This window comes from Microbacterium sp. NPDC007973 (assembly GCF_042958465.1).
Lineage (GTDB): Bacteria > Actinomycetota > Actinomycetes > Actinomycetales > Microbacteriaceae > Microbacterium > Microbacterium galbum.
In genome coordinates this window covers 14,137-41,130 of record NZ_JBIBJJ010000005.1, presented here as the reverse complement: position 1 = coordinate 41,130, position 26,994 = coordinate 14,137, and the positions used below count along the sequence as shown (strand labels likewise).

The 26,994-nt window shown below is 69.0% G+C and carries 16 protein-coding genes; 13 read left to right on the top strand and 3 right to left on the bottom strand.

Going from position 1 to position 26,994, the window contains the following annotated elements:
• The first annotated feature begins 45 nt into the window (after positions 1 to 45).
• The 7 genes from ACFZA2_RS16550 (at position 46) to ACFZA2_RS16520 (ending at position 15,082) form a co-directional block, all read left to right on the top strand.
• On the top strand, positions 46 to 1,581 hold the full coding sequence (locus tag ACFZA2_RS16550) for a sugar ABC transporter ATP-binding protein (protein WP_391407010.1): 1,536 nt from the start codon (positions 46 to 48) through the stop codon (positions 1,579 to 1,581).
• Positions 1,574 to 2,611, top strand: coding sequence for a LacI family DNA-binding transcriptional regulator (locus tag ACFZA2_RS16545; RefSeq protein WP_391407008.1), 1,038 nt, complete (start codon positions 1,574 to 1,576; stop codon positions 2,609 to 2,611). Before ACFZA2_RS16550 ends, ACFZA2_RS16545 begins: the two co-directional genes overlap by 8 nt.
• 181 nt (positions 2,612 to 2,792) lie before the next feature.
• Positions 2,793 to 7,202, top strand: coding sequence for a family 43 glycosylhydrolase (locus ACFZA2_RS16540; protein ID WP_391407007.1), 4,410 nt, complete (start codon positions 2,793 to 2,795; stop codon positions 7,200 to 7,202).
• A gap of 87 nt (positions 7,203 to 7,289) precedes the next feature.
• Positions 7,290 to 8,327 (top strand): permease, encoded by a 1,038-nt coding sequence (locus ACFZA2_RS16535; protein WP_391407005.1) that lies wholly within the window; start codon positions 7,290 to 7,292, stop codon positions 8,325 to 8,327.
• On the top strand, positions 8,320 to 9,075 hold the full coding sequence (locus tag ACFZA2_RS16530) for a TIGR03943 family putative permease subunit (protein ID WP_391407003.1): 756 nt from the start codon (positions 8,320 to 8,322) through the stop codon (positions 9,073 to 9,075). The genes ACFZA2_RS16535 and ACFZA2_RS16530 overlap by 8 nt, the downstream gene beginning before the upstream one ends.
• The gene (locus ACFZA2_RS16525; protein ID WP_391407001.1) at positions 9,056 to 10,429 is read left to right on the top strand and encodes a hypothetical protein; all 1,374 of its coding nucleotides are present in this window, start codon (positions 9,056 to 9,058) and stop codon (positions 10,427 to 10,429) included. The genes ACFZA2_RS16530 and ACFZA2_RS16525 overlap by 20 nt, the downstream gene beginning before the upstream one ends.
• Positions 10,430 to 10,657: 228 nt before the next feature.
• The gene (locus ACFZA2_RS16520) at positions 10,658 to 15,082 is read left to right on the top strand and encodes a beta-L-arabinofuranosidase domain-containing protein (protein ID WP_391406999.1); all 4,425 of its coding nucleotides are present in this window, start codon (positions 10,658 to 10,660) and stop codon (positions 15,080 to 15,082) included.
• A gap of 178 nt (positions 15,083 to 15,260) precedes the next feature.
• On the opposite strand, the gene ACFZA2_RS16515 is transcribed toward ACFZA2_RS16520, so the two are convergent.
• The gene (locus ACFZA2_RS16515) at positions 15,261 to 16,787 is read right to left on the bottom strand and encodes a CitMHS family transporter (protein WP_391406997.1); all 1,527 of its coding nucleotides are present in this window, start codon (positions 16,785 to 16,787) and stop codon (positions 15,261 to 15,263) included.
• Between the two features lie 115 nt (positions 16,788 to 16,902).
• On the opposite strand from ACFZA2_RS16515, the gene ACFZA2_RS16510 reads away from it, so the two are divergent.
• Entirely contained in the window at positions 16,903 to 18,597 is a 1,695-nt protein-coding gene (locus ACFZA2_RS16510; RefSeq protein WP_391406995.1) for an ATP-binding protein, read from the top strand.
• The gene (locus ACFZA2_RS16505; RefSeq protein ID WP_315994549.1) at positions 18,594 to 19,244 is read left to right on the top strand and encodes a response regulator; all 651 of its coding nucleotides are present in this window, start codon (positions 18,594 to 18,596) and stop codon (positions 19,242 to 19,244) included. Before ACFZA2_RS16510 ends, ACFZA2_RS16505 begins: the two co-directional genes overlap by 4 nt.
• Positions 19,245 to 19,321: 77 nt before the next feature.
• On the opposite strand, the gene ACFZA2_RS16500 is transcribed toward ACFZA2_RS16505, so the two are convergent.
• Together ACFZA2_RS16500 and ACFZA2_RS16495 are read right to left on the bottom strand one after the other, a co-directional pair.
• Complete coding sequence (locus ACFZA2_RS16500; RefSeq protein ID WP_391406993.1) at positions 19,322 to 20,605, bottom strand: alpha-amylase family glycosyl hydrolase; 1,284 nt, start codon at positions 20,603 to 20,605, stop codon at positions 19,322 to 19,324.
• Positions 20,606 to 20,671: 66 nt separating this feature from the next.
• Entirely contained in the window at positions 20,672 to 21,901 is a 1,230-nt protein-coding gene (locus tag ACFZA2_RS16495) for an ROK family protein (RefSeq protein WP_391406991.1), read from the bottom strand.
• 105 nt (positions 21,902 to 22,006) lie between these two features.
• Between ACFZA2_RS16495 and ACFZA2_RS16490 the strand changes: the two genes are divergently transcribed.
• Genes ACFZA2_RS16490 through ACFZA2_RS16475 form a run of 4 tightly spaced genes read left to right on the top strand, consistent with a single transcriptional unit; the run spans position 22,007 to position 26,883 of the window.
• The gene (locus tag ACFZA2_RS16490) at positions 22,007 to 23,326 is read left to right on the top strand and encodes an ABC transporter substrate-binding protein (RefSeq protein WP_391406989.1); all 1,320 of its coding nucleotides are present in this window, start codon (positions 22,007 to 22,009) and stop codon (positions 23,324 to 23,326) included.
• A complete protein-coding gene (locus ACFZA2_RS16485) occupies positions 23,323 to 24,237 on the top strand; it encodes a carbohydrate ABC transporter permease (protein WP_391406987.1) in 915 nt (304 codons plus the stop codon). Before ACFZA2_RS16490 ends, ACFZA2_RS16485 begins: the two co-directional genes overlap by 4 nt.
• Complete coding sequence (locus tag ACFZA2_RS16480; protein WP_391406985.1) at positions 24,234 to 25,169, top strand: carbohydrate ABC transporter permease; 936 nt, start codon at positions 24,234 to 24,236, stop codon at positions 25,167 to 25,169. The genes ACFZA2_RS16485 and ACFZA2_RS16480 overlap by 4 nt, the downstream gene beginning before the upstream one ends.
• Positions 25,170 to 25,200: 31 nt before the next feature.
• Positions 25,201 to 26,883: a glycoside hydrolase family 13 protein gene (locus tag ACFZA2_RS16475; protein ID WP_391406983.1), complete on the top strand. Its 1,683-nt coding sequence runs from the start codon at positions 25,201 to 25,203 to the stop codon at positions 26,881 to 26,883.
• The last annotated feature ends 111 nt before the right edge of the window (positions 26,884 to 26,994 follow it).

Genomic DNA, 26,994 nt, shown 5'->3' with positions numbered 1-26,994 from the left:
TCGCGGTGTTAGCGCTCTCGGGAAGTCCGGGGCATGATTGACCCCATGCCCGCCACCGACGCCCCGCCCCTCCTCGAGGTGCGCGGGGCGTCAGTGCGTTTCGGTGTGGAATCGGCGCTGGCGGGCGTCGACTTCGTGCTCCGTCCGGGCGAAGTGCACTCGCTGATGGGCGAGAACGGCGCCGGCAAATCGACCCTCATCAAGGCGATCACGGGCGCGCTGCGCCTCGACTCGGGCGATATCCTGGTCGACGGCGTGGTGTCGCGCTTCTCCTCTCCGGCCGACGCGCAGGCGGCGGGCATCTCGACCGTCTACCAGGAGATCGACCTCCTGCCCAATCTCACCGTCGCCGAGAACATCGCCCTCGGCCGAGAGCCGCGGCGCTGGGGCGTGATCGACCACGCCGCCATGCGCGTGCAGGCCAGAGACGCTTTGGCGGCCCTCGGTGTCGATGTCGACCCGGCATCGGTGCTTTCCTCCCACCCGCTGGCTGTCCAGCAGCTCGTCGCGATCGCCCGCGCGGTGTCGGTCGACGTCAAGGTGCTCGTTCTCGACGAGCCCACCTCGAGCCTGGACGCGGACGAGGTGGCGGAGCTCTTCCGCGTCATCCGCGAGCTCAAGGACACGGGCATCGCCGTGGTGTTCGTCTCGCACTTCCTCGACCAGGTCTACGAGATCTGCGATCGCGTGACCGTGCTGCGCGGGGGGCGCCTGGTCGGCGAGTACGCCACCCGCGAGCTGCTACGAATCGACCTCGTCGAGAAGATGCTCGGGGCCGCGGCGGCCTCGCTCGCTCCTCTGGGGCAGCGCACGATCGACACCGACGAGAGCCCCTCCATCGTGAGCGCGCGGGGGATCGGGTCGGGTCCGCGCCTGCGCGAGGCCGACCTCGATCTCGCCGAAGGCGAGGTCATCGGCGTCGCGGGCCTGCTCGGCTCGGGACGCAGCGAGCTGGCGCGGGCGCTCACGGGCGTCGATCGGCCGGCCTCTGGCGAACTCCTCATCGACGGCCGACCTGTCCGTCTCAGCTCGCCCCGCGACGCGATCGCGCAGCGCATCGCGTACTCCTCCGAGAACCGCCGCACCGAGGGGATCATCGGAGACCTCAGTGTGCTCGACAACATCAGCCTCGCTCTGCAGGCCCAGCGCGGGGTGTTTCATCGTCTGAGCACGGCGCGGCGGCGTGAACTCGCCCACAGCTGGGTTGAGGCCCTGCACATCCGGCCGGTCGACATCGACCGACCGGTGTCGACGCTGTCGGGCGGCAATCAGCAGAAGGTTCTGCTGGCGCGGCTGCTGGCCTTGTCTCCCCGGGTCATCGTGCTCGACGAGCCCACCCGCGGTATCGACGTCGGCGCGAAGGCCGAAATCCAGCGCCTCGTCGGTGAACTTTCCGAGAACGGCCTGTCGATCGTCTACATCTCCGCCGAGCTCGATGAGGTCCTGCGCGTCGCGCACCTCGTCGCCGTCATGCGCGACGGCGTCCTGGCGCAGATCGTCCCGGCATCCGAAATCACCCCCGACGCCCTCCTGGCTCTCGTGGCCAAGCCCGAGAGTCCGGAGGGGGCCGCGAATGAGTGACGACAAACCGGCACGCACCGCCAATATCTTCGACGTCGCAAGGCTTGCCGGGGTGTCGCACCAGACTGTGTCTCGCGTGCTGAACAACATGCCGAATGTGCGGCCGGCCACGAGGTCCCGCGTCGAGCAGGCGATCGCTCAGCTGCGCTACAGTCCGTCTCCCGCCGCACGCGCTCTCGTCACCCGGCGCACTCGGACGATCGGGCTGGTGCAGCCCGGAACGGTGAGCTATGGCCCGTCATCGATTGCGATGAACTTCAATTTCGCCGCCCGTGCCGCGCGGTACAACGTCGACGCGATCAGCACGCCCGAGAACGACATCGCCGCCGTTCGCTCTGCGATCGACGGTTTGCTGAAACAGCGAGTCGACGCCATCGTCCTCATCGTCGTCGACACGGAGGTGCTCGCGGCGATCCAGGCGCTCGAGCTCGACATTCCGCTGATCGCGGCCGCGTCTTCGAGTAGGCCGCATTCACGCCTGGTCGCCATAGACCAGTACCGCGGCGCGCGAAGCGCCGTGCGGCACCTGATCGAGGCGGGCTACGGCCCCATCCGCCATATCGCGGGGCCGGCGCGCAACCCCGACGCGGTGGAACGTCTGCGCGGGTGGCGTGATGAAATGGCGTCGTCGCGGAGCGAATCGACGACCGTCGTCCACGGCGACTGGTCGGCGGCGAGCGGGTACCGTATCGCCGGTGAGGCCGACGTCGCGCCCGGTGAGGGCATCTTCGTCGCCAACGACCATATGGCGATCGGGGTGCTGTCGGCGCTGCGCGAGCGCGGGATGCGAGTCCCCGAGGACGTCGGTGTCGTCGGTGTAGACGACCTGCCCGAGGCCGCCTTCCTCCACCCCTCATTGACCACCGTCCGGCAGGACTTCGGGGCGTTGGGGGAGATTCTCATGCAGAAGGTCCTGCTCGCCGTCGAGGAGCCGGACACGGCGACGGAGAGCACGCCGCTGCCCACGCGGCTGATCGTGCGCGATTCTGCTCCCGCGGCGCGGCCGGCTGCCGCACGACGCGCGCGCTGAGCGCGCTGCTTGTTGACGCAGCGCGCGCTCCCCCTCGGGCCACCAAGCGCGACGTCCCCGCGAGGTGTCCCGGCGTGATGACGTCGACATGCTGGTGCCGATCCCACTGTGAGCGCTAACATGAGGGCGCTGTCGAGGACGACGGCCCTGCAATGACGCATCACGAGAGGACCCCGCCCCCGTGCCTGACATTTCCGCTTCGCCGCCCCCACGGCGTCGCTCTCAGCTCGCGCTGACCGTCCCGGTCATCGCCGCCCTGCTCGCCTCTCCGCTGACCGTGCCCCTCGCGGCCGTCGCCGTTGAAGCCGACCCTCAGCTGGTTCTGTCGTATCCCCTCGACGAGACCAGTGGAACCGTCGCCCACAATACGTCTCCCCGCGGCTCGAGTCTGGACGCGACCCTCGTGGGCGCCCCCACGCTCAGCGGCAGCAACGGCGTGCGTCTCGACGGCATCGACGACTACGTGAAGCTGCCCGACGACGTCTTGAAGGGGCTGACCTCCGTGACGGTGAGCGCCGACGTCGTCGTGCGCCCCGAGCAGTCGGGCAACTATTTCCTCTGGGGTCTGGGCAACACGACCGATTGGTTCGGCGACGGTTACCTGTTCGCCACCGGTAATCCCGCGCGCGCAGGTATCGCCTCCGGCAACTGGTCGACCGAGCAGGAGACCAGGGGGGGATCCCCTCTCGAACGCGGTGTCTGGAAGAAGGTCACCTACACGCTCGACGCGCCCACCAAGACCGCGCGTCTCTACATCGACGGTCAGCAGGTCGCGGAGAACACCAACACGACCATCACGCCCGGGCAGATCGGCAACGGCACGACGACCAAGAATTACCTGGGCCGCTCGAACTACGCCCCCGACAAACTGCTCGCGGGCAGCTTGCGCGACTTCCGGCTCTATGACGGCGCGCTCACGGCCACGCAGGTGAAGGGTCTCATCCAGACTCCCGAAGACGATGCGGCGGTGGCGAGCGCGCTCCAGGCGCTGACCGTGACCAACGTCGACGACGTGCGCGGCAACCTGACCTTGCCGGCCGCTTCGCAAGGGCTGCCGGTGACGTGGGCCTCCGCGGACACCGCCGTCATCGGCGTCGACGGAAAGGTCACGCGCCCGAGCGCCGACACGACCGTCGAGCTGACGGCGTCCATCACCAAGAACGCCGTGACGCAGAAGCGGACGTTCCCCGCAGTCGTCCGCAAGGCCGCCCAGATCGGCCCGTTCGAGGGGTACACGTTTGCATACTTCACCGGCAACTCCGTCGCGGGGGAGAACATCTACTTCGCTGCGAGCAACGGCAACAATGCCCTCTCGTGGACAGAGCTCAACGGCGGCCAGCCCGAGCTCACCTCGACCGAGGGGGAGAAGGGCCTCCGCGACCCCTTCATCATCCGCTCGCCCGAGGGCGACACGTTCTACCTGATCGCCACCGATCTGTCGATCGGACGAAACGGCGACTGGGGTCGCGCGCAGCGCCAGGGGTCGAAGTACATCGAAGTGTGGGAGTCTCACGACCTCGTGCACTGGGATACGCAGCGCCACGTCAGAATCGCCCCCGACAACGCCGGCAACACCTGGGCGCCGGAGGCTTACTACGACGATGCGCTCGGCGAATACGTCGTGTTCTGGGCCTCGTCTCTCTTCGGCGAGAACGACCCCAATCACACGGGCGACTTCTATCAGACGATGATGTACGCCACCACGCGCGATTTCGTCACCTTCAGCGAGGCCAAGGTCTGGCAGGACTTCGGTGCGTCGCGCATCGATTCGACCGTGCTGAAAGACAACGGGCAGTACTACCGCTTCACGAAGGACGAAGCCAGCACCACCGGCTGCCGCGACATCATCCAGGAGCGCTCGAGCAGCCTGACCGCCGTCGACGATAAGGACGCCGCAGGCTGGAACCCGGCGAACGCCGCCTGGAAAGTGCAGGACAGCTGCATCGGTCGTGACGCAGGACTGGGTGCGGTCGAGGGACCGACGATCTTCAAGGCCAACCCGGGCGACACATCGGCAAACGCGTACTATCTCTTCGTCGACGAGTACGGCGGACGCGGGTACATCCCGTTGGGTACCAACAACCTCGACGCGCCCGACTGGAAGGTCCCCGCGAGCTATCGCCTCCCCTCCAGCCCCCGTCACGGAACGGTCATGCCGGTGACGGCGTCCGAACTGGCCGCGCTGCGTGCCGACCTCCCGCAGCCGCTGTCGGCCAACGCCAACGGTGAGATCGTGCGCTATGACTTCGCCGATGCATCCGGCGCAGTCCTGCACGACCGCTCCGGGGCTGGTCGCGACGCACAGATCAAGGGGGGTGCGACGTTCTCGAACGGCGCGCTCACCTTCGATGGCACGAACGACTACGTCGACCTACCCGACAACCTGGTCGTCGGGGTGAACGACTTCACGGTCGAGACCGAGGTGAAGATCGATCCGGCCCAGCGCAGCCCCTATTTCCTCTACGGGATCGGGAATACGGCGGGCAACGGCACGGGCAACGGCTACCTGTTCGCCACCGGCGACGGGCAATACCGTGCCGCGGTGACGACCGGCAACTGGACGGGTGAACAGAATGCGAACTCGGGTTCGGCGCTCCCGCGCGATCGCTGGGTGCACCTGACGTACACCCTGAGCGGAAGCACGGCCCGCCTGTACCTCGACGGGCAGCAGGTCGCTGTGAACACCAACGTGACGGTGCGGCCCGCCGACATCGGCGGGGGCTCGACGCTGGCGAACTACCTCGGCAAGTCGGTGTACAACGCCGACAACCTCTTCCGCGGGCAGATGCGCGAGTTCGCGCTCTACAACCGCGCGCTGAGCGGTCAGGAGATCGTCGAGCAGTCCGGTAACGCCGGTCTCCTCGGCAACGTCAGCCTCGAGGATCCCGCCGCGCTCAAGGTCGCGCCCCTCGTGGACGCCGCCAATCGCACCGTGACGTTCCCGGTCACACCCGGCACCGACCTGACGACCCTCCGGCCGACGTTCGCAACAGCCGCCGGTACGACGGCCACCCCCGCTTCGGGCACTGTCCGCAACCTCAGCACACCCATGACGGTGACGTTGAAGACGGACGGTCAGGCCGACGTGGTCTGGACGCTCAAGGCGATCGAGATGAAGAGCCCGGTGCTCCCGGGACTTTACGCCGACCCGAACATCGCGGTGTTCGGCGACACGTACTACATCTACGCCACGACCGACGGCACCCCCGGCTGGGGAGGAAACACGTTCTACGTCTGGAAGTCGAAGAACCTCGTCGACTGGACCCGCTCGGACAAGCCGTTCCTGACCCTCGACGGTTCAAACGGCAATGTCCCGTGGGCCACCGGCAACGCGTGGGCGCCCACCATCATCGAAAAGGGGGGGAAGTACTACTTCTACTTCAGCGGGCACAACCCGGCGGACAACCGCAAGGAGATCGGCGTCGCCGTGGCCGACAATCCCGAAGGGCCGTTCACCGCGGAGGCGCAGCCGATGATCACCAACGGTGAGAGTGTCAACAGCGGCCAGGCGATCGATCCCGCGGCGTTCAAGGACCCCAAGACGGGCACCTCCTACTTGTTCTGGGGCAACGGGAGCCCGGTCTACGGGGAGCTGTCCGACGACATGAAGAGCATCAAGGCGGGCACGATCAAGCGCATCAGCGGACTGCCCGACTTCCGTGAGGGGCTCTTCATGAACTACCGCGACGGTCTGTACCACCTGACCTACTCGATCGACGACACCGGTTCGCCCGATTACCGCGTCGGCTACGCCACGTCGACCAGCGTCGACGGACCATGGACCTACCGCGGCATCCTGCTGCAGAAGGACCCGTCGCAGGGCATCCTCGCCACCGCGCACAGCTCGATCATCAACGTGCCCGGTACCGACGAGTGGTACATCGCGTACCACCGATTCGCGATCCCCGGTGGGAACGGGACCAATCGAGAGACAACGATCGATCGCGTCACGATCGGCTCCGACGGACTTTTCCAGCCCGTCACGCCGACGCTGACGAGCGTCGACCCGCGCGAGGTCCCCGCGACGCCGAACCCGACGACTTCGCCGACGGCGAGTCCCACCGCATCGCCGACGGCGACCCCGACGGCAGAGCCGACCGCGTCGCCCGAGCCGACGACCGGCCCGACGGCCTCCCCGGAGCCGACGTCCACGTCGACGCCGGGAGCGACGCCCGACGCCACCGCGACCTCGGCGCCCGCGGCCGCGCGGGTCACGGTCTCGGCCACCACGGTCGAACGCGGCGGCGTCGTGTCGGTGACGGTCACCGGGCTCACAGCGGGTGAGCAGGTCGTCGCCGAGTTGCGCAGCGACCCCATCCGCATCGCCGGCATCCCCGCGGCCGATGGCAACGGACGCGTCACGTTCGACGTACAGATCCCGGGCAACCTGTCCACGGGATCGCACTCGATCGTGGTCTTCGCCGCCGACGGCTCCGAGATTCAACGCGTGGGGATCACGGTTGTCGCCAAGGGTCAGCTCGCCGCCACCGGCGCGCAAGTGCCGTTGGCCGCGGGACTCCTCGCAGCGATGCTGCTGGTCGCCGGTGGAGTGCTGTGGGCGATGCGTCGCCCGCGTCGTACCGCAGCCTGACCCGTTGATACCGATGTCGGCGTCGCGCCCCTCCACGGGGCGCGGCGCCGGCATTCGTCCGACGACCCATCGAACCCAGGAGGCTCCATGACGAGCACCCGCATCGCCCCCCCGGTGCGTCGGCCCACCCCCACACGCCCTCCGCGACCCGCCGTGCGTCGGACGCTCATCGGCGCCGCCCTCGTGCTCGCAGTCGCCGTCGTCGTTCGCGTGTCCACGGTCGGTGCGGACAACCCGCTACCCAGCGTTCTGTCCGACGGGATCACCCTCGCCGCGAGCGTCGTCGTCGAATCCCTGCCCTTCGTCATCTTGGGCGTCGTGATTTCGATCGCCGTCCAGCTCTGGGTGCCGACGCGGGCGATGGATGCCATCGTCCCGCGCCGCGGCATCCTCCGCCGCGCCGTCCTGTCATTGCTCGGCGTGATCCTGCCCGTCTGCGAATGCGGCAACGTGCCGCTGGCCCGCGGGCTCATGATGAGAGGCTTCTCGGTCGCCGACTCGGTGACCTTTCTGCTGGCCGCGCCGATCCTCAACCCCATCACCCTCGTCACGACCTACCAGGCGTTCGGGTGGAGCGATGGCATCCTGATCTCACGCCTGGTGGGGGGCTTCGTCATCGCCAACCTCGTCGGTTGGCTCGTGAGCCTGCACCCGGACCCGTCCCGTATGCTGACACCGGCGTGGGCGGTCGCCTGCGCCGTCTCCGTCCAGGAGCGCTCACGGCCGAGCCCGCGTCGGGTGGCCGCGATGTTCCGCGACGAGATGTCCGCAATGCTGCCCGCGCTGTTCTTCGGCGCCGCGATCGCCGGTCTGATCCAGGTCGCGGTCTCGCGCGAGACGCTCGTCGGCGTCGGCGGTCACCCCGTCTACGGTGTGCTCGCGCTCATCGCGCTGGCGTTCGTCATCGCGATCTGCTCCAACGTCGATGCGTTCTTCGCCCTCTCCCTCGCATCGTCGTTCTCCCCGGGAGCGCTCATCTCCTTCCTCGTGTTCGGCCCCATGATCGACGTGAAGATGCTCGCGATGCTCTCGACGACCTTCCGCGCCCGGGCGCTCGCCGTGATCACGGTCGTCGTGGCGTTGTGCGCCGCCGTGCTGGGGCTGGGGGTGAATCTCCTTGTGTGATGTCTCGGGGTTCCTCTCGCGCTGGGGCGGCATGCTCCTGTGCGGCACCGGGCTCGTCGCCACTCTTGCGCTCGCCGCGGCCGATGACCTGACGCTGTACATCCATCCGCGTTATGTCATGTTCACGGTCGTGCTCAACGTGGTGGGGGCGGTGCTCTTCGTTCTCGCGGTCTGGGGAGCCGCGACCCGTCCCGACGATGACCACGACCACCACGAGCATCACGACCATCACGGAGGGGCCGCCGCCCCGCCATGGCGGGCGGTCGCGACCGTGGGCACCTCGATCCTGATGCTTGTCGCCGCCGTCGCCCTGCTGGTGGTGCCGCCGGCCACCCTCAGCGCGGAGCGCGCGCTGACGAGCGCTGCCGCAACGGACGGCGGAGGAGATGTGCCGGCGCCGGTGCTCGTGGGCAGCGATCCGACGCGCTTCTCGATCCGCGACTGGGCGACGATTCTCGGCACGGGCTCGACGGCGAACGACCTCGTCGGACAGCGCGCCGACGTCACCGGCATCGTCCTGCTCGACGGCGCCGGCGCCGCGCGGATCGGTCGCTACGCGGTGACGTGCTGCACCGTCGACGCGCAGCTGTTCGCCATCGCGGTGGACCGCGACACGCTACCCGCGGGAGCGGAGTCGGGCGATTGGGTGCGGCTGACGGGGACGTTCGCCGACGCCGACGGGGCGACGCGCCTCGTCGCGGACTCGGCCGAGGAGGTGTCGGAGCCCGATGACCCGTACATCTCCTGAGCCGCGGCACCGCGGGCGTCACTTCGCCCTCGTCTCGACGGTGGTCATCGCCGTCCTGGTGATCGCCGGTTCCCTCCTGGCCGCGGCCGCCTTCGCACAGGGCCCACAGGTTCGTGCCGTCACGGGGGACCCCGCGTCCGCCGTCGCTCAGCGTGACGTCGTCGTGTCGGTCCGCACGGACCAGCCGCTCGATCCGTCGTCGACGGAGGGCATCGCGCTGGAGCCGGCCGCCCCGATGCAGGTGGAGGTGGTCGGCGCCTCACTGCGGGTGCGCTTTCTCAAGTCCCTGGAGTACGCCACCGCGTACCGCCTCGTCGTGCCCGCCCTGCGCGGCCAGACCACGGGCACACTCAGCAGCACCGAGTACTCCTTCACGACCCCGCCCTTGACGATGACGACGCTCGAGCGCGGTGGTGCCTTCGAGCGCGCGGAGGGGGACGACGCGGTCGTGCGACACGACCTGTCTCATGGATCGGACGCCACGATCTTGAGCGCCCCGCGTATCCAGGAGTACGCCGAATCGGGCGGCGACACCGTCGCGGTTGCCGTCGACCGCGACGGTGCGACGTCGGTGCAGCTCGCCCGCGGCGACGGTTCCGAGGCGACGCTGCCGCTGCCGGGTCGCGGTGATGTGCGCCTCCTGCGGGCTTCGAGCGACGCCGGCCGCATCGGATACGTCTTCACCGGTTCCTCCGAGGACGGTGTGCAGCAGTACACCGGGGTTCTGTTCCTCGCGGACCTCTCCGACCCGTCCGCCCCACCGCGCACGGTGGCCGGACTGGACGGCGAGCCGGTGCGGACCGAGGCATGGCAGTTCGTGCCGGGCAGCGCCTATCTGGTCGCGCAGACGACGGATCGGAGCCTGCTTCTGGTGGATGCCACAGGGGCCGCGCCCCCGCGGGTGCTGGGGCAGCTGGGCGATCTCCTGTCGTTCCTGCCGGGAACGACGTCGGTCGTCCTCGGCGGCGCGGACGGACTGTCGATCCTCGACCTGACGAGTGGGTCGGTCACCGATGTCGACGGCACGCGAGCGATCGACGCGGCTCCCGGGACGGGGCGTCTGATGCTCGCTCCGGACGCGATCGCGACCTGGACGACCGTCGAGGTGACGCGCGGGGCGCCCGGCCGTCCCGGCGCTCTTGTCGCCGCGGCCGAGTCGGGCAGCCGGATCGTCGAAGTCTGCGCCTCGCCGAGCGGGAGGCATTTGGCGATAGGTGTGGTTCCCGACGCGGGGCCGATGGACGGCTATCCGGCTCGAGCCGATCGCGTCGGGCGTCGGACGCAGATCGTGGACGCGACGAACGGTGACGTGATCGCTGACGTCGAGGGAACCCGGCCCGGGTGGTGTGGGTGAGGTGTGCGACGTGGAATCGGTCCCACCCATTGCAGACCGGTAACGAAGGTAAAACCGGTTCGACGGACTCTGGCCACACCTTCGTGTGAGCGCTAACATTTTCCCAACGACGCAGACGTCGCCACTCGCAACGATGCCCACCCTGAGAAGGGAGTCGACGGCCGGTACCCGAACCGGCTCGATCGACGTTCCTTTCTCCTGCTCTGCGATGCCGCAGAAAGGAACAGCATGTCCCTCCTCCGAAGGTCTGTGGCGCTGGGCGCCACCGCCCTCCTCGTCGCCAGCGGGATCGCGTTCACTGCGCCCGTCGCCGCGACCGCGGCATCCGGGTTGGATGCCGCGAAGGTCCTCGACCTGCAATTCGACGGGTCGCTCACCGACGCGAGCGCGGGGCGCAATCCCGTCGCGATGAAGCAGGGAGCAGCCGAGTACGTCACCGGAATCTCAGGCCAGGCCCTGAACCTCAGCGGCGACGACGCCCTCACGCTCGGCACGAATCCCACCCTGCAGCCCGAGAATCTGACGCTGTCGTTCTGGTTCAAGCCGAACGGCGCGATGACCGGTGAGCAGGTGCTCACGTGGAGCAAGGCGGCCTACAACTCCGAGGGGTGGTATCTCAGCTCTGAGAACGACGGGACCCCCCTCGCATTGTCGATCGGCCCGAGCGGGGGACAGCCCTACAAGGTCTCGGTGAAGGGTGCGCGCAACACCTTCTTCCCGACGGATGCGTGGACCCATGTCGTCGTGACCTACGACAAGTCCACCAAAGCTGTGACTTTCTACCGTAACGGCGAGCGGCAGGTGTCGAACGTCGACGTCAACTTCGGCGCGGGGGCCAGCGGCGTGCTGGGCTCGGAGTCCACGGTGGAGAAGACGATCGGATACAACGGCACCGTCTATCGCGGCGCCTATACGCGCGGAGCGATCGACGACTGGACGTTGTACAACGCCGTCGCCAGCATCGACGACGTGGTCGCTCTCGAGCAGAAGAACAACCCCGCATTCGACCCGTCCGCCATCGCCCAGAAGGGTCTGGACACGGTCTCCGTGCCCACGACGGCCGTCGCAGACTTCGGTCTGACCACGACGACCTCGAACGGCTCGAACATCTCCTGGACCTCCTCGAAGCCCGCGGTCATCGCGGTTAGCGCAGACAAGGCGACCGTCGTGCGGCCGTCCATCGCCGATGCGACAGTCACGCTGACGGCCACCGCGACGTACGGCGGTAGCACGGCGAAGACGAAGACCTTCACCGTGTCGGTGCCGAAGGACGGGGAGAACGCGTCGCTGTACCTCGACGACACGCAGATCACCGAGGTGCTCGTCACCGATCCGTACCTGCAGAACAGCCGCACCAAGATGGTCGACTGGCTGCTCGAGCTCGACCCGAAGCGCTTCCTGTACTCCTTCGACCAGCTCGCTGGCATCCCCACCGACGCGCAGCCGTACGGTGGATGGGAGAGCCCGACCGGCCCGCGCTTCCAAGGGCACTTCGTCGGCTCGTACCTCTACGCGCTCGCTCAGGCGTACTCGACGGAGGCCGACGCGACTCGCAAGGCGCAGTTGCTCGACAAGTTGACGACCCTCGTAGAGGGGCTGAAGGCCGCCCAGGACGCATACGCGAAGAAGGATCCGGCCAACAAGGGGTACGTCGCACCGTTCCCGACGAGCGTCCTGCCCAATGGTGCCGACGGTCTCATCGTGCCGTTCTACAACCTGCACAAGGTGTTGGCGGGTCTGCTGAAGGCGCAGGAACTGGCACCCGGCGATGTTTCGTCTGACGCGCTCGCCGTAGCCTCGGCATTCGGTACCTGGATCAAGAACTACTCCGCGAGCCTGGACAACCCCGCCCGGGTGATGGCGGTCGAATACGGCGGCATGAACGAGGCACTGTACGACCTGTACGCCGTCACGAAGAACGACGACCACAAGAGGGCCGCGGAGTACTTCGACGAGGTCACGCTCTTCCGCCAGCTCGCCGCCGGTAATGACGTGCTCGCCGGTCTCCACGCCAACGCCACGATCCCCAAGATCATCGGGGCGATGAAGCGCTACACGCTGTTCACGAACACTCCCGACCTTTACGCACGGCTTACGCAGGCGGAGAAGGACGATCTGGAGATGTACCACAAGGCTGCTGAGAACTTCTGGTCGTTCGTCGCGAACAACAGGTCGTACGCAGGCGGCGGCAACAGCTATTCGGAGCACTTTCAGGCGCCCGGAACGCTCTACCAGTTCGCCACGAACGGTGAGGCGAACGGCTATGGAGAGAACTCGACGGTCGAAGGCTGCAATGAATTCAACATGCTTCGCCTCACCCGCGCGTTGTTCCAAGTGAACCCCGATGTGAAGTACGCGGACTACTACGAGAACACGTACATCAACACCATCCTCGCCTCGCAGAACCGCGACACCGGCATGATGACGTACTTCCAGCCGCAGACAGCCGGATACGCCAAGGTGTTCGGGGCCCGGGATGGCGAGTTCTGGTGCGACCACGCCAGTGCGACCGAAAGTTTCACCAAGCTCGGCGATTCGATCTACTTCCGCAAGGGGTCGTCTGTGTGGGTCAACATGTTCCGGTCGTCGACCTGGACCTCCGAGCCGCAGAACCTCAGGCTGACGCAGGTGGCCGACGTACCGAACAAGAACGATGTCGCCCTCACGGTGGCCTCGATCGACGGCGGTGCGCTCCCCGAGGGGACGACCCTCCGACTGCGCGTTCCCGACTGGTCGCAGAATCCGACGCTGAAGGTGAATGGCCAGGTTCGAGACGCCTCGAATCGAGAGAACGGCTACATCGTGGTCCCGATCTCCGCCGGCGACCGCATCGACTACACCGTCCCGGCGACCGTGTCCGTCGACGCGAAGACCGAGAATCCGGACTGGGCCGCGTTCCGGTACGGCCCGGTACTGCTGTCGGCGGAACTCAGCCGCGTCGCGGTCGACAAGACCTACCTCGCCGGCATCCTCGTGCGGATGAGCACCCCGGACAAGTCGCTCAGCAACAACGTGCTGGTGTCGAACGTCGAGGACTTCAAGGCGAACATCGCGCAGAACGTCGTGCGTCTCGAAAACGGTCCTGACAACAACGGCCACGAAGTCATGAAGTTCGCGCTGAAGAACGTGGACGAGGACGCGTCGAAGCTTGTGTTCGAGCCGTACTACAGCATGTACAACGCTCGCTACGCGCTGTACATGAACCTCATCGAGCCCGACTCCGACGCCGCGCAGGCGATGATCCTGAAGGAGAAGCAGCAGGAGCGAACGGAGGAGACCACCACGGACTCGCTCACGTCGTTCGACAACAACAACAGCGAGGCGGGCAAGAACTACAAGACGAACCTGTCCACCGTGGGCGTCTGGCGCGGCATGCCGTACCGCGACGCGCAGCGGAATGCCGCCGCGTACTTCTCGTACGACATGGCCGTCGATCTGTCGGCGGACAAGCGATACCTCGGCGTCCGTTATTACGGCGGCGACGCCGGCCGCACCTTCGACGTCTATGTCAACGACAAGAAGCTGAAGAGCGAGCGGGTGAACAACGGTGCCGGGAACGACCAGTGGTACGTCCAGTACGACGAGATCCCTGCCTCGTTCACGGCTGACACCGCGAGCGCGGATCGTTACCGTCGCGACTCCGCCGGGAAGTACGTCCTCGACGAGAACGGCAACAAGATCCCGATCGTCACGGTGCGCTTCCAGAGCAACGGGAACAGCCTCGTCGGCGGCGTCTACGGCGTCTTCACCTCGACCCAGACCGCGTACGACACCACGTCGGCGTTGAAGGGTCTGTCGTTCTCGGATGCCACCATTTCGCCGACGTTCACCGGCTCGACGACCGCCTACACGGTGTACGCCCGCCAGGGTGCCACGTCGGTCACCTTCGACGCCGACCCGGCGACGCCGAGTGGTCTGATCTACGCCGATGGCATCCTGATCGACGACACGAAGCCGCGTACGGTGCAGCTTGCCGAGAGCGAGCCGACCACACTCAAGCTCGAGGCTTTCGCGCAGGACCATCTGACGAAGACCGCATACACGGTCTCCGTCGTGCACGGGACGGCGCCCACCGCGACGCCCACTGCGACGCCGACCGCGACGCCGACCGCGACGCCGACCGCGGAGCCGACGGCGACGCCGACCGCGACGCCGACTGCGGAGCCGACGGCAACTCCGGTGCCTACCGGCGTGCCGACGTCGGAGCCCACCGGTTCCCCGACGTCGCAGCCGACGCCGTCGGTCGGTCCGAACGCGCCCGGCGTGCCGACGGCGGCCGCGTCCGCCTCGCAGGTGGAGCGCGGGGGCGTGGTTCGCGTGACAGTCAGCGGGGTGAAGCCGGGTGAGCAGATCACCGCTGAGCTCCAGAGCGACCCCATCCGCATCACCGGTATTCCGGCGGCGGACGCAGCCGGACGGGTGACGTTCGACGTGCGGGTTCCCGCGAATCTCCCGACCGGAACGCACCACATCGTGGTGTGGGCCGCGGACGGAACCGAGATTGCGCGCCTGCCGATCTCGGTCGCGGCGAAGGGCACGTTGGCTGCCACCGGAGCACAGGCGCCGCTCGGTGTCGCCTTGTTCGGCGCGCTGCTGCTCGTCGGCGGCGCGGGAGCGTGGGTGCTGCGTCGCCCGCGCCGTCGGGCGGTCTGACGCACAACACGAAGCGGCGGTCCCCTTCGAGGGGCCGCCGCTTCGTGCATCCTCACCGCCCGACGAGTCTGAGGTCCGCGGTCGCCCGACGTAACGCCTGACCGTTCGGTCGACCCCGGTACCCGGCGACGATCGAAGACCCCGGATGCCAGGGCGCGGGGTCTCCGACCGTCGCAGATCAGCCGAGCAGCGGCACCGCGCCCACGAGCACGCCGACTGCGAGCATGACCAGCGAGACGACGGTCGCGCGCCACAGCACCTTCTTGTGGTGGTCGCCGAGGTTGACTCCGGCGAGCGAGACGAGCAGCAGGATGGCCGGCACGAGCGGGCTCTGCAGGTGCACGGGCTGACCCGTGATCGAGGCGCGGGCCATCTCGACGGGCGCGATGCCGTAGTTCGCGGCGCTCTCGGCGAGCACCGGGAGGATGCCGAAGTAGAACGCGTCGTTCGACATGAAGAACGTGAACGGGATCGACAGCACGCCCGTGATGACGGCGAGGAACGGACCCATCGACGAGGGGATGACCTGGGTGATCCAGTCGGCCATGGCGGTGACCATTCCGGTGCCGTTCAGCACTCCGACCAGGACACCCGCGGCCAGCACCATCGACACGACGCCGACGATGCTGGGCGCGTGGGCGACGATCTCGTCGGCCTGCCCGCGCAGCTTGGGGAAGTTGACGAGGAGGGCGATCGCGGCACCGACCATGAACACGAAGGCGAGCGGGAAGATGTCCATCACCAACAGCACCATGACGGCGACGGTGAGCACGAGGTTGAACCAGATGAGCTTCGGCCGGAGCGTCGCGCGGTTCGGGTCGAGCATGGTGTCGGCCATCGCGGTGTCGGCGGCCTCGACCAGCTGCGGGGCGGCGATCGCGTCGCGACCCCCGCGCACGGTCACGATGTTGCCCGTGCGCAGCGAGGCGAGCGCGCCGGGCTTGTGCTCCGCGCCGCGGAACATCTTCGGGGCGCCCAGACGACCGAAGCCGCCGGAGCCGTCGATCTTCGAGGTGTCGACCGAACCCGCGAGGCGCTTGCGCTCGGACAGGCCGAGGAACCAGGCGAAGGCGAGGGCGACGACCAGGCCCGCGAGGAGCGAGGGGATCATCGGCACGAAGACGTCGGTGGGCTGCAGGCCCAGCGCCGTCGCGGCGCGCACGGTGGGGCCGCCCCACGGCACGATGTTCAGGGTGCCGTTCATCAGACCCGCGACGCAGGTCAGCACCACGGGGCTCATGCCCAGGCGCAGGTACAGCGGCAGCATCGCCGAGGTGGTGATGATGAAGGTGGTAGAGCCGTCGCCGTCGAGCGACACCGCGCCGGCGAGGATCGCCGTGCCGAGCACGATCTTTGCCGGGTCGTCGCCCAGGAAGCGCGTGATCACGCGGATCAGGGGATCGAACAGGCCGACGTCGATCATGATGCCGAAGTACATGATGGCGAACAGCAGCAGGGCGGCGGTCGGTGCCATCTTGCCGATCGCGTCGATCACCATGTCGCCGAGGCCGAAACCGGCGCCGCCGATGAGGCCGAACACGGTCGGCACGATGATGAGGGCGACCATGGGGGTCATGCGCCGCGTCATGATCAACGCCATGAACGACAGCACCATGAGGAAACCGAGGGCGACGAGCACACCGTCGGCGGGCGTGTAGGCCACCGCGTACTCTTCGGCCTCGGCCGCAAGGATCAGGGGGGTCATCGCGACTCCTTCGTCGTGGATGTGGGCGCCCGGTGCGCCATCGATCTGCCGACCGTACGGATACCGGGTTCTCGGGCGCGCGTTTGCTCGCATTGAGCGTCGTTATGCGCGTACCGTGTCTTCTGCGCATTTCGCGCATGACGACGTCGCCGACCGGGAGGTGCGCATGCGATTCGCCACCCGGATGCTCGTGGTGCAGGTCGCCACCCAACTCGTCGTCGTGGCGGTGTGCACGGCCGTGTTCGCGTGGCTCGGGGTGCAGCAGCTCAAGGCGGAGGCCGATTCGTCGGCCCTCAACATCGCCCGTTCGGTCGCCGAGGCGCCCGACGTGCGCTCGCTCGTGACCGCGTTCTCCGCCGACCCCGGAACCCCCGATGCCGCCCGGCTGCGCGACGGGACGCTGCAGCATTACGCCGCCGACGTCACCGGGCGCACGCAGGGGCTGTTCGTCGTCATCACCGACGATCACGGCATCCGTCTGGCGCACCCCGACCCCGACCGGCTGGGGCAGGTCGTGAGCACGAGCTTCGCCGACGCGCTCGCCGGTCGCGAGGTGGTGACCTGGGAGACCGGCACGCTCGGCGAATCGGCGCGGGCGAAGGTGCCGATCTATCCGCCCGGCGGAGGGGCGCCGGTCGGCGAGGTGAGCGTGGGCTTCGAACGCGCCAGCGTCTTCGACGACCTCCCCGCGCTGATCGCCGGTATCGCCGTGGCCGTCGCGCTCGCCGTGGCCATCGGCGCGCTCGTGGCCCTGCTGATGCGACGCCGGCTCGAGCGGCTGACCCTGGGCGTGCAGCCGGAAGAGCTCGCCGCGCTCGTGCAGACCCAGACCGCCGTGCTCGAGGGAGCCGATGAGGGCGTCGTCGCCCTCGACGAAGCCGGTGTGGTGCGGGTGTGCACGGCCACCGCCGAACGCCTGCTGGGTGTGACCGGCGCCGTGGGGCGACCGATCGCCGATCTCGGTCTCGCGCCGGCCGTCTCGGCCGCGCTGTCGGGCGCCGGGGCCGCGACCGGGCTGCCGCTGGGCGACCGCGTCGTCTTCGTCGACGTGCGGCCCGTGCGACGCGGGGCGCGCGCCCTCGGCCGGGTGGCCGTTCTGCGCGACCGGACCGACGTGATGGCCCTCTCGGGCCGCCTCGACAGCGTGCGCGCCATGGGCGACGCTCTGCGCGTGCAGCGGCACGAGAATGCCAACCGGCTGCACGCCGCCGTGGGGCTCCTCGACGCAGGCCGGGTCGAGGAGGCGCGGGGGTTCCTCGCCGACCTCGTCGATCGGGGCTCGGTCGATTGGGCCGTGCCGGGCATCGAGCTCGTGGGGGACGCCATGCTGCAGTCCTTCCTCGGCGCGAAGGCCCTCGCCGCCCGGGAGCGCGGTGTGGCGTTGCGCGTCGCCGACGACACCTTCTCGAGGGAGACGATCGACGACGTCGAAGACGTGGTTGCGGTGCTCGGGAACCTCATCGACAACGCCGTGACGGCCGCCGCGGCGGCCCCCGCGCCCCGCGAGGTCGAGGTGAGCGTGCTCGACGATCGCGACGCGGTGGTGATGACGGTGTCCGACAGCGGGGGCGGGATCGCCGACGTCGACGAGATCTTCGCGCAGCGCGAGCGGGGAACCGACGTCGACACCGACAGGGTGCACGGCCTCGGGATCGGGCTGCCCCTGTCGCGCGAGTTCGCCCGGCGCCGGGGCGGGGACGTGTGGGTCGTCGACGCGGGTGACGAGGAGAGCGGCGCTTTTGTGGCGGCGCGCCTGCCCGGCGTACGCCGGAGCCGCGACGACGTGGAACGAGAGAGAGGCGACGCGTGAGCGGCATCCGGGTTCTGGTGGTCGACGACGACTTCCGCGTGGCGGGGCTCCATCGCGAGGCGGTCGCCGCGCGGCCGGGGTTCGTCGCGCTGGAGCCGGCGCGCACGATCGGCGAGGCGCGCATCGCGATCGCGGCGCACGCCCCCGATCTCGTGCTGGCCGACGTCTACCTGCCCGACGGCGACGGGATCGACCTGGTGCGCACCCTCGACGTCGATGCGTTCGTGCTGTCGGCGGCGACGGATGCCGCGACGGTGCGCCGCGCATTCTCGGCCGGTGCCCTCGCGTACCTCGTGAAGCCGTTCGACACCCGTGTGCTGGCCGAGCGCCTCGAGCGCTACGCCCGGTATCGCAATCTACTGACGAGCGTCCGACCGCTCTCGCAGGACGACATCGACCGCGCGGCATCCCTCATGCGCGGCGAGCGCGAGGGGGCCTCGCTCGCACGGTCGGCGACCGAGCAGACGGTGCTGGGGGCGCTGGCCGGAGACGAGGCCTCGGCGTCGGAGGTGGCCGAGCGCATCGGGGTCTCGCGCGCCACGGCGCAGCGACACCTCACCGCGCTCGCGGAGCGGGGGCTCGTGCAGGTGAGCCTGCGCTACGGGTCGACGGGTCGCCCCGAGCACCGGTTCCGCGCGGGCGGGTGAGGCGCGGCACCGGTGCTCGGGGCGGGCTCGGTCCCTTCGACAGGCTCTGGGACCTGGGTGCGCGAGTGGCCTGGCGCTCAGGCCTCCAGCACCGCCCAGCCCCGCGGGCCCAGCTCGACCCGATCGCCGACGAGCGTCCCGTCGCCGGTGACGACCGTGCGGGCGTCGGCGGACGGAAGCGACACCGGCTCGTCGCCGATGTTCAGCGTCACCACGACCGCGTCGTCGGCGGTCGCCGTCCGCAGCACGATGCTGGTGTTGGCCAGCTCGACCACGTCGGTGTGCGCGCGCCAAAGCCACGGCTTACGGCGCCGCAGGGCGACGAGCGCCCGGTGCGCCTCGAGGATCCGGGCGTCGCCGTCCACCGCGTCGGGTGAGGCGGGGAACTCCGGACGCACCGCGTCGTCGCCGCCGAGGCGCTCCTCCTTCACCGCGGTCCAGCCGAACTCGTCGCCCGCGTAGACCGAGGGGGTCCCGGCGACGGTGAACAGCACCGCGAGGGCGTGCGGCACGAGGTCGGCGCCCACCGCCGAGGCGATGCGCGTGACGTCGTGGTTTCCCACGAACGTCTGAGGGACGAACACGCGGAGCAGCTCGTCGTGCCGTTCCATCGCGTGACCGAGCTCGAAGAGGTTCCCGACGGCGATGCCGTGCCAGATGCCCTGCCACAGCTCGTACTGCGTCAGGGAGTCCATGCTCGATTCCTGCACGATCCGCGCCGCGTCGCCGTGGATTACCTCACCGAGGAACCACGCGTCGGGGAAGCGCTCCCGCACGCGCGGCAGCACCTCGGCCCAGAAGGTCTGGGGCACCGCGTATGCGGCATCCAATCGCCATCCGTCGACACCCCGTTCGAGCCAGTGGCACATCACCTCGACCACCAGGTCGGCCACGGCGGGGGAGGAATGATCGAGGGCGACGAGCGCGTCGTGCCCCTCGAAGACGTCCGCCTCGAACCGGCCGTCGATCCACCGCCCGCGGAACAACTGCGGTCCGTCCTCCGTCTGCTCGCGGAAGGCGGGGTGCCCGCGCCCCACGTGGTTGAAGACGCCGTCGAGCAGGATCCGGATGCCGCGCTCCCGCGCCGCGCCCACGAGACGGCTGAAATCGGCGTCGTCTCCGAGCCGCAGGTCGATGCGGAAGTGATCGACGGTGTCGTAGCCGTGGGTCTCGGACGCGAAGACCGGCCCCAGCAGCAGGCCGTTCAGCCCGAGCTCGATGACATGGTCGAGCCACGGTTCGAGACGGTCCAGGCGATGCGCGGGCTCGGCGTCCGGGTCCACGCCGTCGCGGATCGGCGCACCGACGAACCCCAGCGGGTAGAGGTGCCACCAGAGGACGTGTTCGGGCCAATCGGGCATACGACCGACGCTACCGAGGTCGCGCGGATCGCGAGGCGGGGTTGCGGCGGTCGCCGAGGGGCGCGTTCAGGCGCGCGCGCGAGCGTCGGGCGCGGCGAAGGCGAGGAGGTCGAGCGCACGGGAGCGCGCGGCGTCGACGGCCGCGGCGACCGCGCCGATCGAGACGATGTCCGCGCCGAGGGGGGATGCCACGATCTCGGGCGCCGGAAGGTCCAGAGCGCGGGGGAGAGCGGCTCGTGCCGCGGCGATGATCGGCTCGGCGCCCGCGGCGATCGCGCCCGAGACCACGACCCTTCGCACGTCGAAGAGGCTGCCCAGGGTCGCGGCGACGATCGAGAGCGCGCCGCCGACCTCCTGCGCGACGGCGAGCGCCCCGGCATCGCCCGTGCCGGCCAGGTCGAGGACGGTCTTGGCGTCGAGCGCGGCGGGGTCGATCGTCGCCAGAGCCGATCCGGCGGGAAGGCGCCCGGTGGCACGGGCGTCGCGGGCCGCGTCGACGCACCGCGGCGCCAGGCCCTCGGCGCCGCCCACGCCGGTGACCCGATCGAACGCGACGGTCTCGCCGGCGCCGCCGTGAGCACCGCGCAGCAGACGCCCGTCGACCCAGATCCCCGCACCGAAACGTTCGCCGGCGAGGAGGGCGATGAAGTCGTCGACGCCGACCGCGGCGCCGTGCGCACGCTCGGCGACGGCCGCGAGGGAGGCATCGTTCTCGACGCGCACCACCGGAGCCCACTCGGCGAACGTGTCGACGAAGCCCGGGTTCATGCGCTCCCAGAAGCGGTCGTGATGAACGGGGGAGCGACCCGATCGATCGACGGGCGCGGGGACGCCGACGCAGAGGGCGGCGATCTCGGACCGGTCGCGGTGCGCCCGGGTGAGGGTCGCGTCCACCGTCGCCTCGGCGGCGCGTCGACGGCGTTCCGGAGAATCCCGCTCGGGGTCGACCGCGAGGCGCGAGGTCGCGAGCGCCCGTCCGCGCAGATCGGCGACGGTGGCGGTGACGTGCCCGCGGCCGGCGTCGACGCCGACCACCACGGCCGAGTCGGGACGGAACGCGAAGCGGCGCGCCGGGCGCCCCTTCGAATACTCCCCGACGGTGCGGGCGTTCGGCATCTCGGCGAGCAGGCCCCGCCCGACGAGCTCGTCGAGCACGTCGATGGTCGTCGACCGCGTCAGGCCGACCGCCGCCATGACGTCGCTGGCGGTGAAGGCCTCGGCGTCCCAGGCGTGGGCGAGCACGGCGTCGAGGCTGCGTCTGCGCAAGGAGGCCGCCGCCGATGTGGCATCCGACATCAGATCTTGACCCCTTTCGCGTCCGATGCAATACTGCCCTCACCAAGTTGATTTGGCGAGTAAATTTACTCGGCGACACAACAAATTCGCAGTGCAGCGAGGAGGATGCAGGTGTCGACGAAGACGAGAGCGGGGTGGCGATGGCTCGCCGCGGCCGCGGTGGGGGTGCTCGGGGCGAGTCTGCTCGCGGGCTGCTCCGCCGACGGGCGCGAGACCATCCGCTTCACCTTCAGCAAGCGCGAGGCGCTGTCGTTCATGAACGACGTCGTCGCGCAGTACAACGCCTCGCAGGACAAGGTGCGCGTCGAGATGGACAGCTCGGGCGTCGACGTCGTCTCGGCGAGCTTCGTCCGTGGCAACCCGCCCGACATCATGCTCGCCAACTACAACTACGAGGTCGCCCGCTTCGTGCAGCGCTGCGCGCTCAGCGACCTCTCCGGCACGACCGCCGCGGGCGCGGTCCGCGAGGACCTGCAGCCGCTCATGGACCAGTACGGCTCGTGCGAGGGGCGCACCAGCGCCCTGCCGTACTCCGTGATGGCGGCATCCGTCATCTACAACACCCAGATCTTTGAGCAGTACGGGCTCGCGGTCCCCACCACGTGGGATGAGCTCCTGCAGGTAGCCGACACGCTGAAGGCCAACGGCGTCACCCCGTTCTACGGCACCTTCAAGGACGACTGGACCGTGGCGCAGGGCTGGTACGACTACTCCGTCGGCGGTTCGCTCGACGTGATCGACTTCTTCGACAGCCTCGCCGCCGAGGGCGACCAGGTCGGGGCCGGTTCGACGGTCTCGTTCGCGAAGGACTTCACCGAGCCGATGGACCGCATGCTCCAGCTCGCACAGGACTACACGAACGAGGATGCCGAGAGTCGCGCCTACGGTGACGGCAACCTCGCGTTCGCGCAGGGTCAGGCCGCGATGTATCTGCAGGGCCCCTGGGCGCTCGGCGAGATCGCGAAGACCGCGCCCGACCTGCCGGTCGGGACGTTCCCCCTGCCGATGACCGATGATCCCGACGACCTCAAGGTGCGCGTGAACATGGATCTCGCGGCCATCATCCCCGAGGCATCCCGTCACCAGGATGCCGCCCGCGACTTCCTCGAGTACCTGTATCAGCCCGAGATCATCGAGGCCTACAACGAGTCGCAGCTCGGCTTCGCACCCACGAAGGACGCCCCGTCGCCCAGCGATTCGCGCGTCGCCGGAATGATCCCGTACTACGACGAGGGGCGTATCTATCAGGGCGCCTCGGTGCTGGTCCCCAAGACCATCCCCACCTTCAACTACGCGCAGGCGATGATCTTCGGCGCCTCGCCCGAGGCCACCCTGCGCACGATGGACGAGGACTGGTCGCGGCTCGCATTCCGCCAGCCGCCCGCCTCGACGACGGATGCCGCTGGCGAGGAGGCCGCGCGATGACCACCACCACCACGATCGTCACGGGTGGGAAGGCGACGGCTCGCCGGAGCTCGCGCCGTACCGAGCCCATCTACTACCTGTTCCTGCTGCCGACCCTCGTGCTGTTCACGCTCGCGATCACGATCCCGGGTCTGATCGGCATCTTCTTCAGCTTCACCGACTCGATCGGTCTCGGGGAGTGGAACTTCACGGGGCTGACGAACTACATCGCGATCTTCAGCGACCCCGCGATCCTGCAGGCCTACCTGTTCACCTTCGGGTTCTCGATCGCCACCGTCATCGTCGTCAACGTCGCGGCCTTCCTGCTCGCGGTGGGCCTGACCGCGCGGATCCGCTTCACGAAGGCGTTGCGGACGGTCTTCGTCATCCCGATGGTGATCTCGGGCATCATCATCGCCTACGTCTTCAACTTCCTCTTCAGCAACTCCGTGCCCTCGGCGGGCGAGGCCCTCGGCATCCCGTGGCTGCAGACGAGCCTGCTCGCCAACCCCGATCTGGCGTGGGTCGCGATCGTCATCGTCACCGCGTGGCAGGCGATCCCCGGGACGCTGCTCATCTACATCGCGGGACTGCTCTCGGTCCCGGGCGACGTGTACGAGGCGGCCGGGCTCGACGGGGCGAGCAAGACGCAGCAGCTGCTGCGCATCACGCTGCCGCTCGTGGCCGGCTACGTCGTCATCAACGTCATCCTCGGCTTCAAGGGGTTCCTCAACGCCTACGACATCATCGTCGGCCTCACCGGTGGAGGCCCCGGCACCGCGACCCGCAGCGTCGCGATGTCGATAATCCTCGGATTCAACGGGGGCGACTACGCCTACCAGATGGCCAACGCCGCGCTCTTCTTCGTCGTCGCCGTCGTCATCTCCCTGCTGCAGCTCTCGGTGACCCGCGGAAGGAACACCCTGTCATGACCGCCCTCAACCAGCCCGCGCTCGCCTTCGAGCAGGCCGAACTCGCCGTCCCCGAGCGCCAGGGCCCCACGGGCTCCGGCCCCCGGCGCTCCCGCTTCCGCCGCGTCGGCGCCGAGCGCATCAGCTGGTCGACGACGACCATCCTCGTGCTGTGCTCGCTGACGGTGCTGCTGCCGCTGTACGTCACCGTCTCGATGGCGCTCAAGAGCGGCACGCAGGTGGTCGACGGCAACGCGTTCTCGATCCCCTCGCCGATCAGCTTCGACGGTTTCGTCCAGGCGTGGACGCTCACGAAGTTCCCGGTGGGCCTCGCGATCTCACTGCTGGTCACCGCGGGCACGGTCGTGGCGACCATCATCCTCGCGGCGTGCGCGTCGTACGCCATCGCGCGCAACTGGGACCGGAAGCTCTTCCGCTACTCGTTCTTCTACCTGCTCGCGGCGATGTTCATCCCGTTCCCGGTCATCGCGCTCCCGCAGATCCAGCTGACCGGGCGCCTCGGTCTCGACAACCCGCTCGGCGTGATCATCCTCGCGACGATGTTCCAGCTGAGTTTCAGCGTCCTGTTGTTCACGGCCTTCCTGCGCTCGATCCCCCTCGAGCTGGAGGAGAGCGCGCGGATCGACGGCGCCACCACCTGGCAGACGTTCTGGCGCCTCATCTTCCCGCTGCTCGCACCGATGAGCGCCACGGTCGGCATCTTCGCGTTCCTCTACGCGTGGAACGACTTCATGATGCCGTCGCTCATCATCAGCGACCCGGCCCTTCAGACGCTGCCGGTGCGCCAGAACCTGTTCCAGACGCAGTTCAGCAACAACTACAACGTCGCCTTCGCCTCCTACCTCATGGCCATGGCCCCCGCGATCGTCGCCTACCTCTTCACCCAGCGATGGGTGATGGCGGGCGTCACGCAGGGTGCCGTCAAGGGCTGAGCAGACCATCCCCTCCCCGAAAGGACCCTTCGTGACAACCGCCGCACCTTCCGTGCACGCCCGCGCGCTCTCCGACACCCCCGACTGGTGGCGCCAGGCCGTGGTGTACCAGGTCTATCCCCGCAGCTTCGCCGACACGAACGGCGACGGCCTCGGCGACATCCCCGGCGTCACCTCTCGCGTTGCGTACCTGGCCGAGCTGGGGGTGGATGCCATCTGGCTCAGCCCCTTCTACCCGTCCGACCTCGCCGACGGCGGTTACGACGTCGCCGATTACCGCGACGTCGACCCGCGGCTGGGGACCCTGGCCGACATGGACGAGCTGATCGCGCAGCTGCACGCCCACGGCATCCGCGTCGTCGTCGACATCGTCCCCAATCACACCTCCGACAAGCACGTCTGGTTCCAGGAGGCGGTGGCCGCCGGTCGCGGCTCGGCCGCGCGGGAGCGCTACATCTTCCGGGAGGGCACCGGTCCCGACGGCTCCGAGCCGCCGACCGACTGGGTCTCGGTGTTCGGCGGCCCCGGGTGGGAGCGCGTCGCCGACGGCCAGTGGTACTTCCACAACTTCGACGTCTCGCAGCCCGATCTGAACTGGTCGAACCCCGAGGTGCGCGCCGACTTCGTGGAGACCCTGCGTTTCTGGAGCGACCGCGGCGTCGACGGCTTCCGCATCGACGTAGCGCACATGCTCACGAAGGACCTCACGGAGCCGCTGCCCTCGCGGGCGGAACTCGAGGCGATGCCGATCGACGGTACGCACCCGCTGCTCGACCGCGACGACGTGCACGAGGTCTACGCCGAGTGGCGTGCCGTGTTCAACTCGTACGACCCGCCGCGTACCGCGGTGGCCGAGGCCTGGGTGCACCCCTCGCGGGTCCCGCTGTACGCCAGCGCCGAGAGCCTCGGGCAGGCGTTCAACTTCGACCTGCTGGAGGCCGACTTCGACGCCGGGCAGTTCCGTCGCATCGTGGCCGACAACCTCGCCCTCGCCGCTCGATCGGGGTCCTCGACCACGTGGGTGCTGTCCAACCACGACGTCGTGCGCCACGCCACGCGGTACGGCCTGCCCGACGCCGAGCGCGGCACCGACGGACGCCCGACGCTCAAGCACGGCAACGAGTGGCTGCTGTCGGGCGGGCAGTCGCCGACCCTCGACGCCGAGCGCGGCGAGCGTCGCGCACGAGCGGCGGCGCTGTTCGTGCTGGGCCTGCCGGGGTCCGCGTATCTGTACCAGGGCGAGGAACTCGGGCTGCACGAGGTGGCCGACATCCCGTATACCGAGCGCCAGGATCCGACGTTCTTCCGCAGCCCCGGGGTCGACATGGGCCGTGACGGATGCCGTGTGCCGCTGCCCTGGACCTCGTCGGGGTCGGCGTTCGGATTCGGCCGGGGCGGCGCGCACCTGCCGCAGCCGGAGTGGTTCGAGACCTATGCCGCCAATGTGCAGGACGGCGATCCCGCATCGACGCTGTCGTTGTACCGTCGAGCCCTCGCCCTGCGGCACGGATTGCAGACCCACGAGCGGCTGGAGTGGATGGATACCGACCGCGCCGACGTGGTCTCGTTCTCCCGCCCCGGCGGGTGGACCGTCGTGACGAACTTCGGCACCGAGCCCGCCGCGCTCCCCGCCGGTGAGGTACTGCTGTCGAGCGGCCCGCTCGCGGGCGACGCCCTGCCGGGTGAGACGACGGTCTGGATGCGACGCGCCTGACCCCATGCCCGCAAGCCCCGGCGCCCTCGTTCGCCGGGGCTCCCGTGCGCGGGGGCCTGGACCCTTTCGAGTGTCCAAGGCACGCCGGGCTCGCCGGGCGCCCGCGGCGTG

Bases quoted from the DNA above. Each gene is read 5' to 3' on its own strand.
- ACFZA2_RS16525 (WP_391407001.1), top strand. From the start codon at position 9,056: ATGACCCGTACATCTCCTGAGCCGCGGCACCGCGGGCGTCACTTCGCC.
- ACFZA2_RS16515 (WP_391406997.1), bottom strand. From the start codon at position 16,787: ATGACCCCCCTGATCCTTGCGGCCGAGGCCGAAGAGTACGCGGTGGCC.
- ACFZA2_RS16520 (WP_391406999.1), top strand. From the start codon at position 10,658: ATGTCCCTCCTCCGAAGGTCTGTGGCGCTGGGCGCCACCGCCCTCCTC.
- ACFZA2_RS16545 (WP_391407008.1), top strand. From the start codon at position 1,574: ATGAGTGACGACAAACCGGCACGCACCGCCAATATCTTCGACGTCGCA.
- ACFZA2_RS16550 (WP_391407010.1), top strand. From the start codon at position 46: ATGCCCGCCACCGACGCCCCGCCCCTCCTCGAGGTGCGCGGGGCGTCA.
- ACFZA2_RS16485 (WP_391406987.1), top strand. From the start codon at position 23,323: ATGACCACCACCACCACGATCGTCACGGGTGGGAAGGCGACGGCTCGC.
- ACFZA2_RS16500 (WP_391406993.1), bottom strand. From the start codon at position 20,605: ATGCCCGATTGGCCCGAACACGTCCTCTGGTGGCACCTCTACCCGCTG.
- ACFZA2_RS16480 (WP_391406985.1), top strand. From the start codon at position 24,234: ATGACCGCCCTCAACCAGCCCGCGCTCGCCTTCGAGCAGGCCGAACTC.
- ACFZA2_RS16495 (WP_391406991.1), bottom strand. From the start codon at position 21,901: ATGTCGGATGCCACATCGGCGGCGGCCTCCTTGCGCAGACGCAGCCTC.
- ACFZA2_RS16490 (WP_391406989.1), top strand. From the start codon at position 22,007: ATGCAGGTGTCGACGAAGACGAGAGCGGGGTGGCGATGGCTCGCCGCG.
- ACFZA2_RS16535 (WP_391407005.1), top strand. From the start codon at position 7,290: ATGACGAGCACCCGCATCGCCCCCCCGGTGCGTCGGCCCACCCCCACA.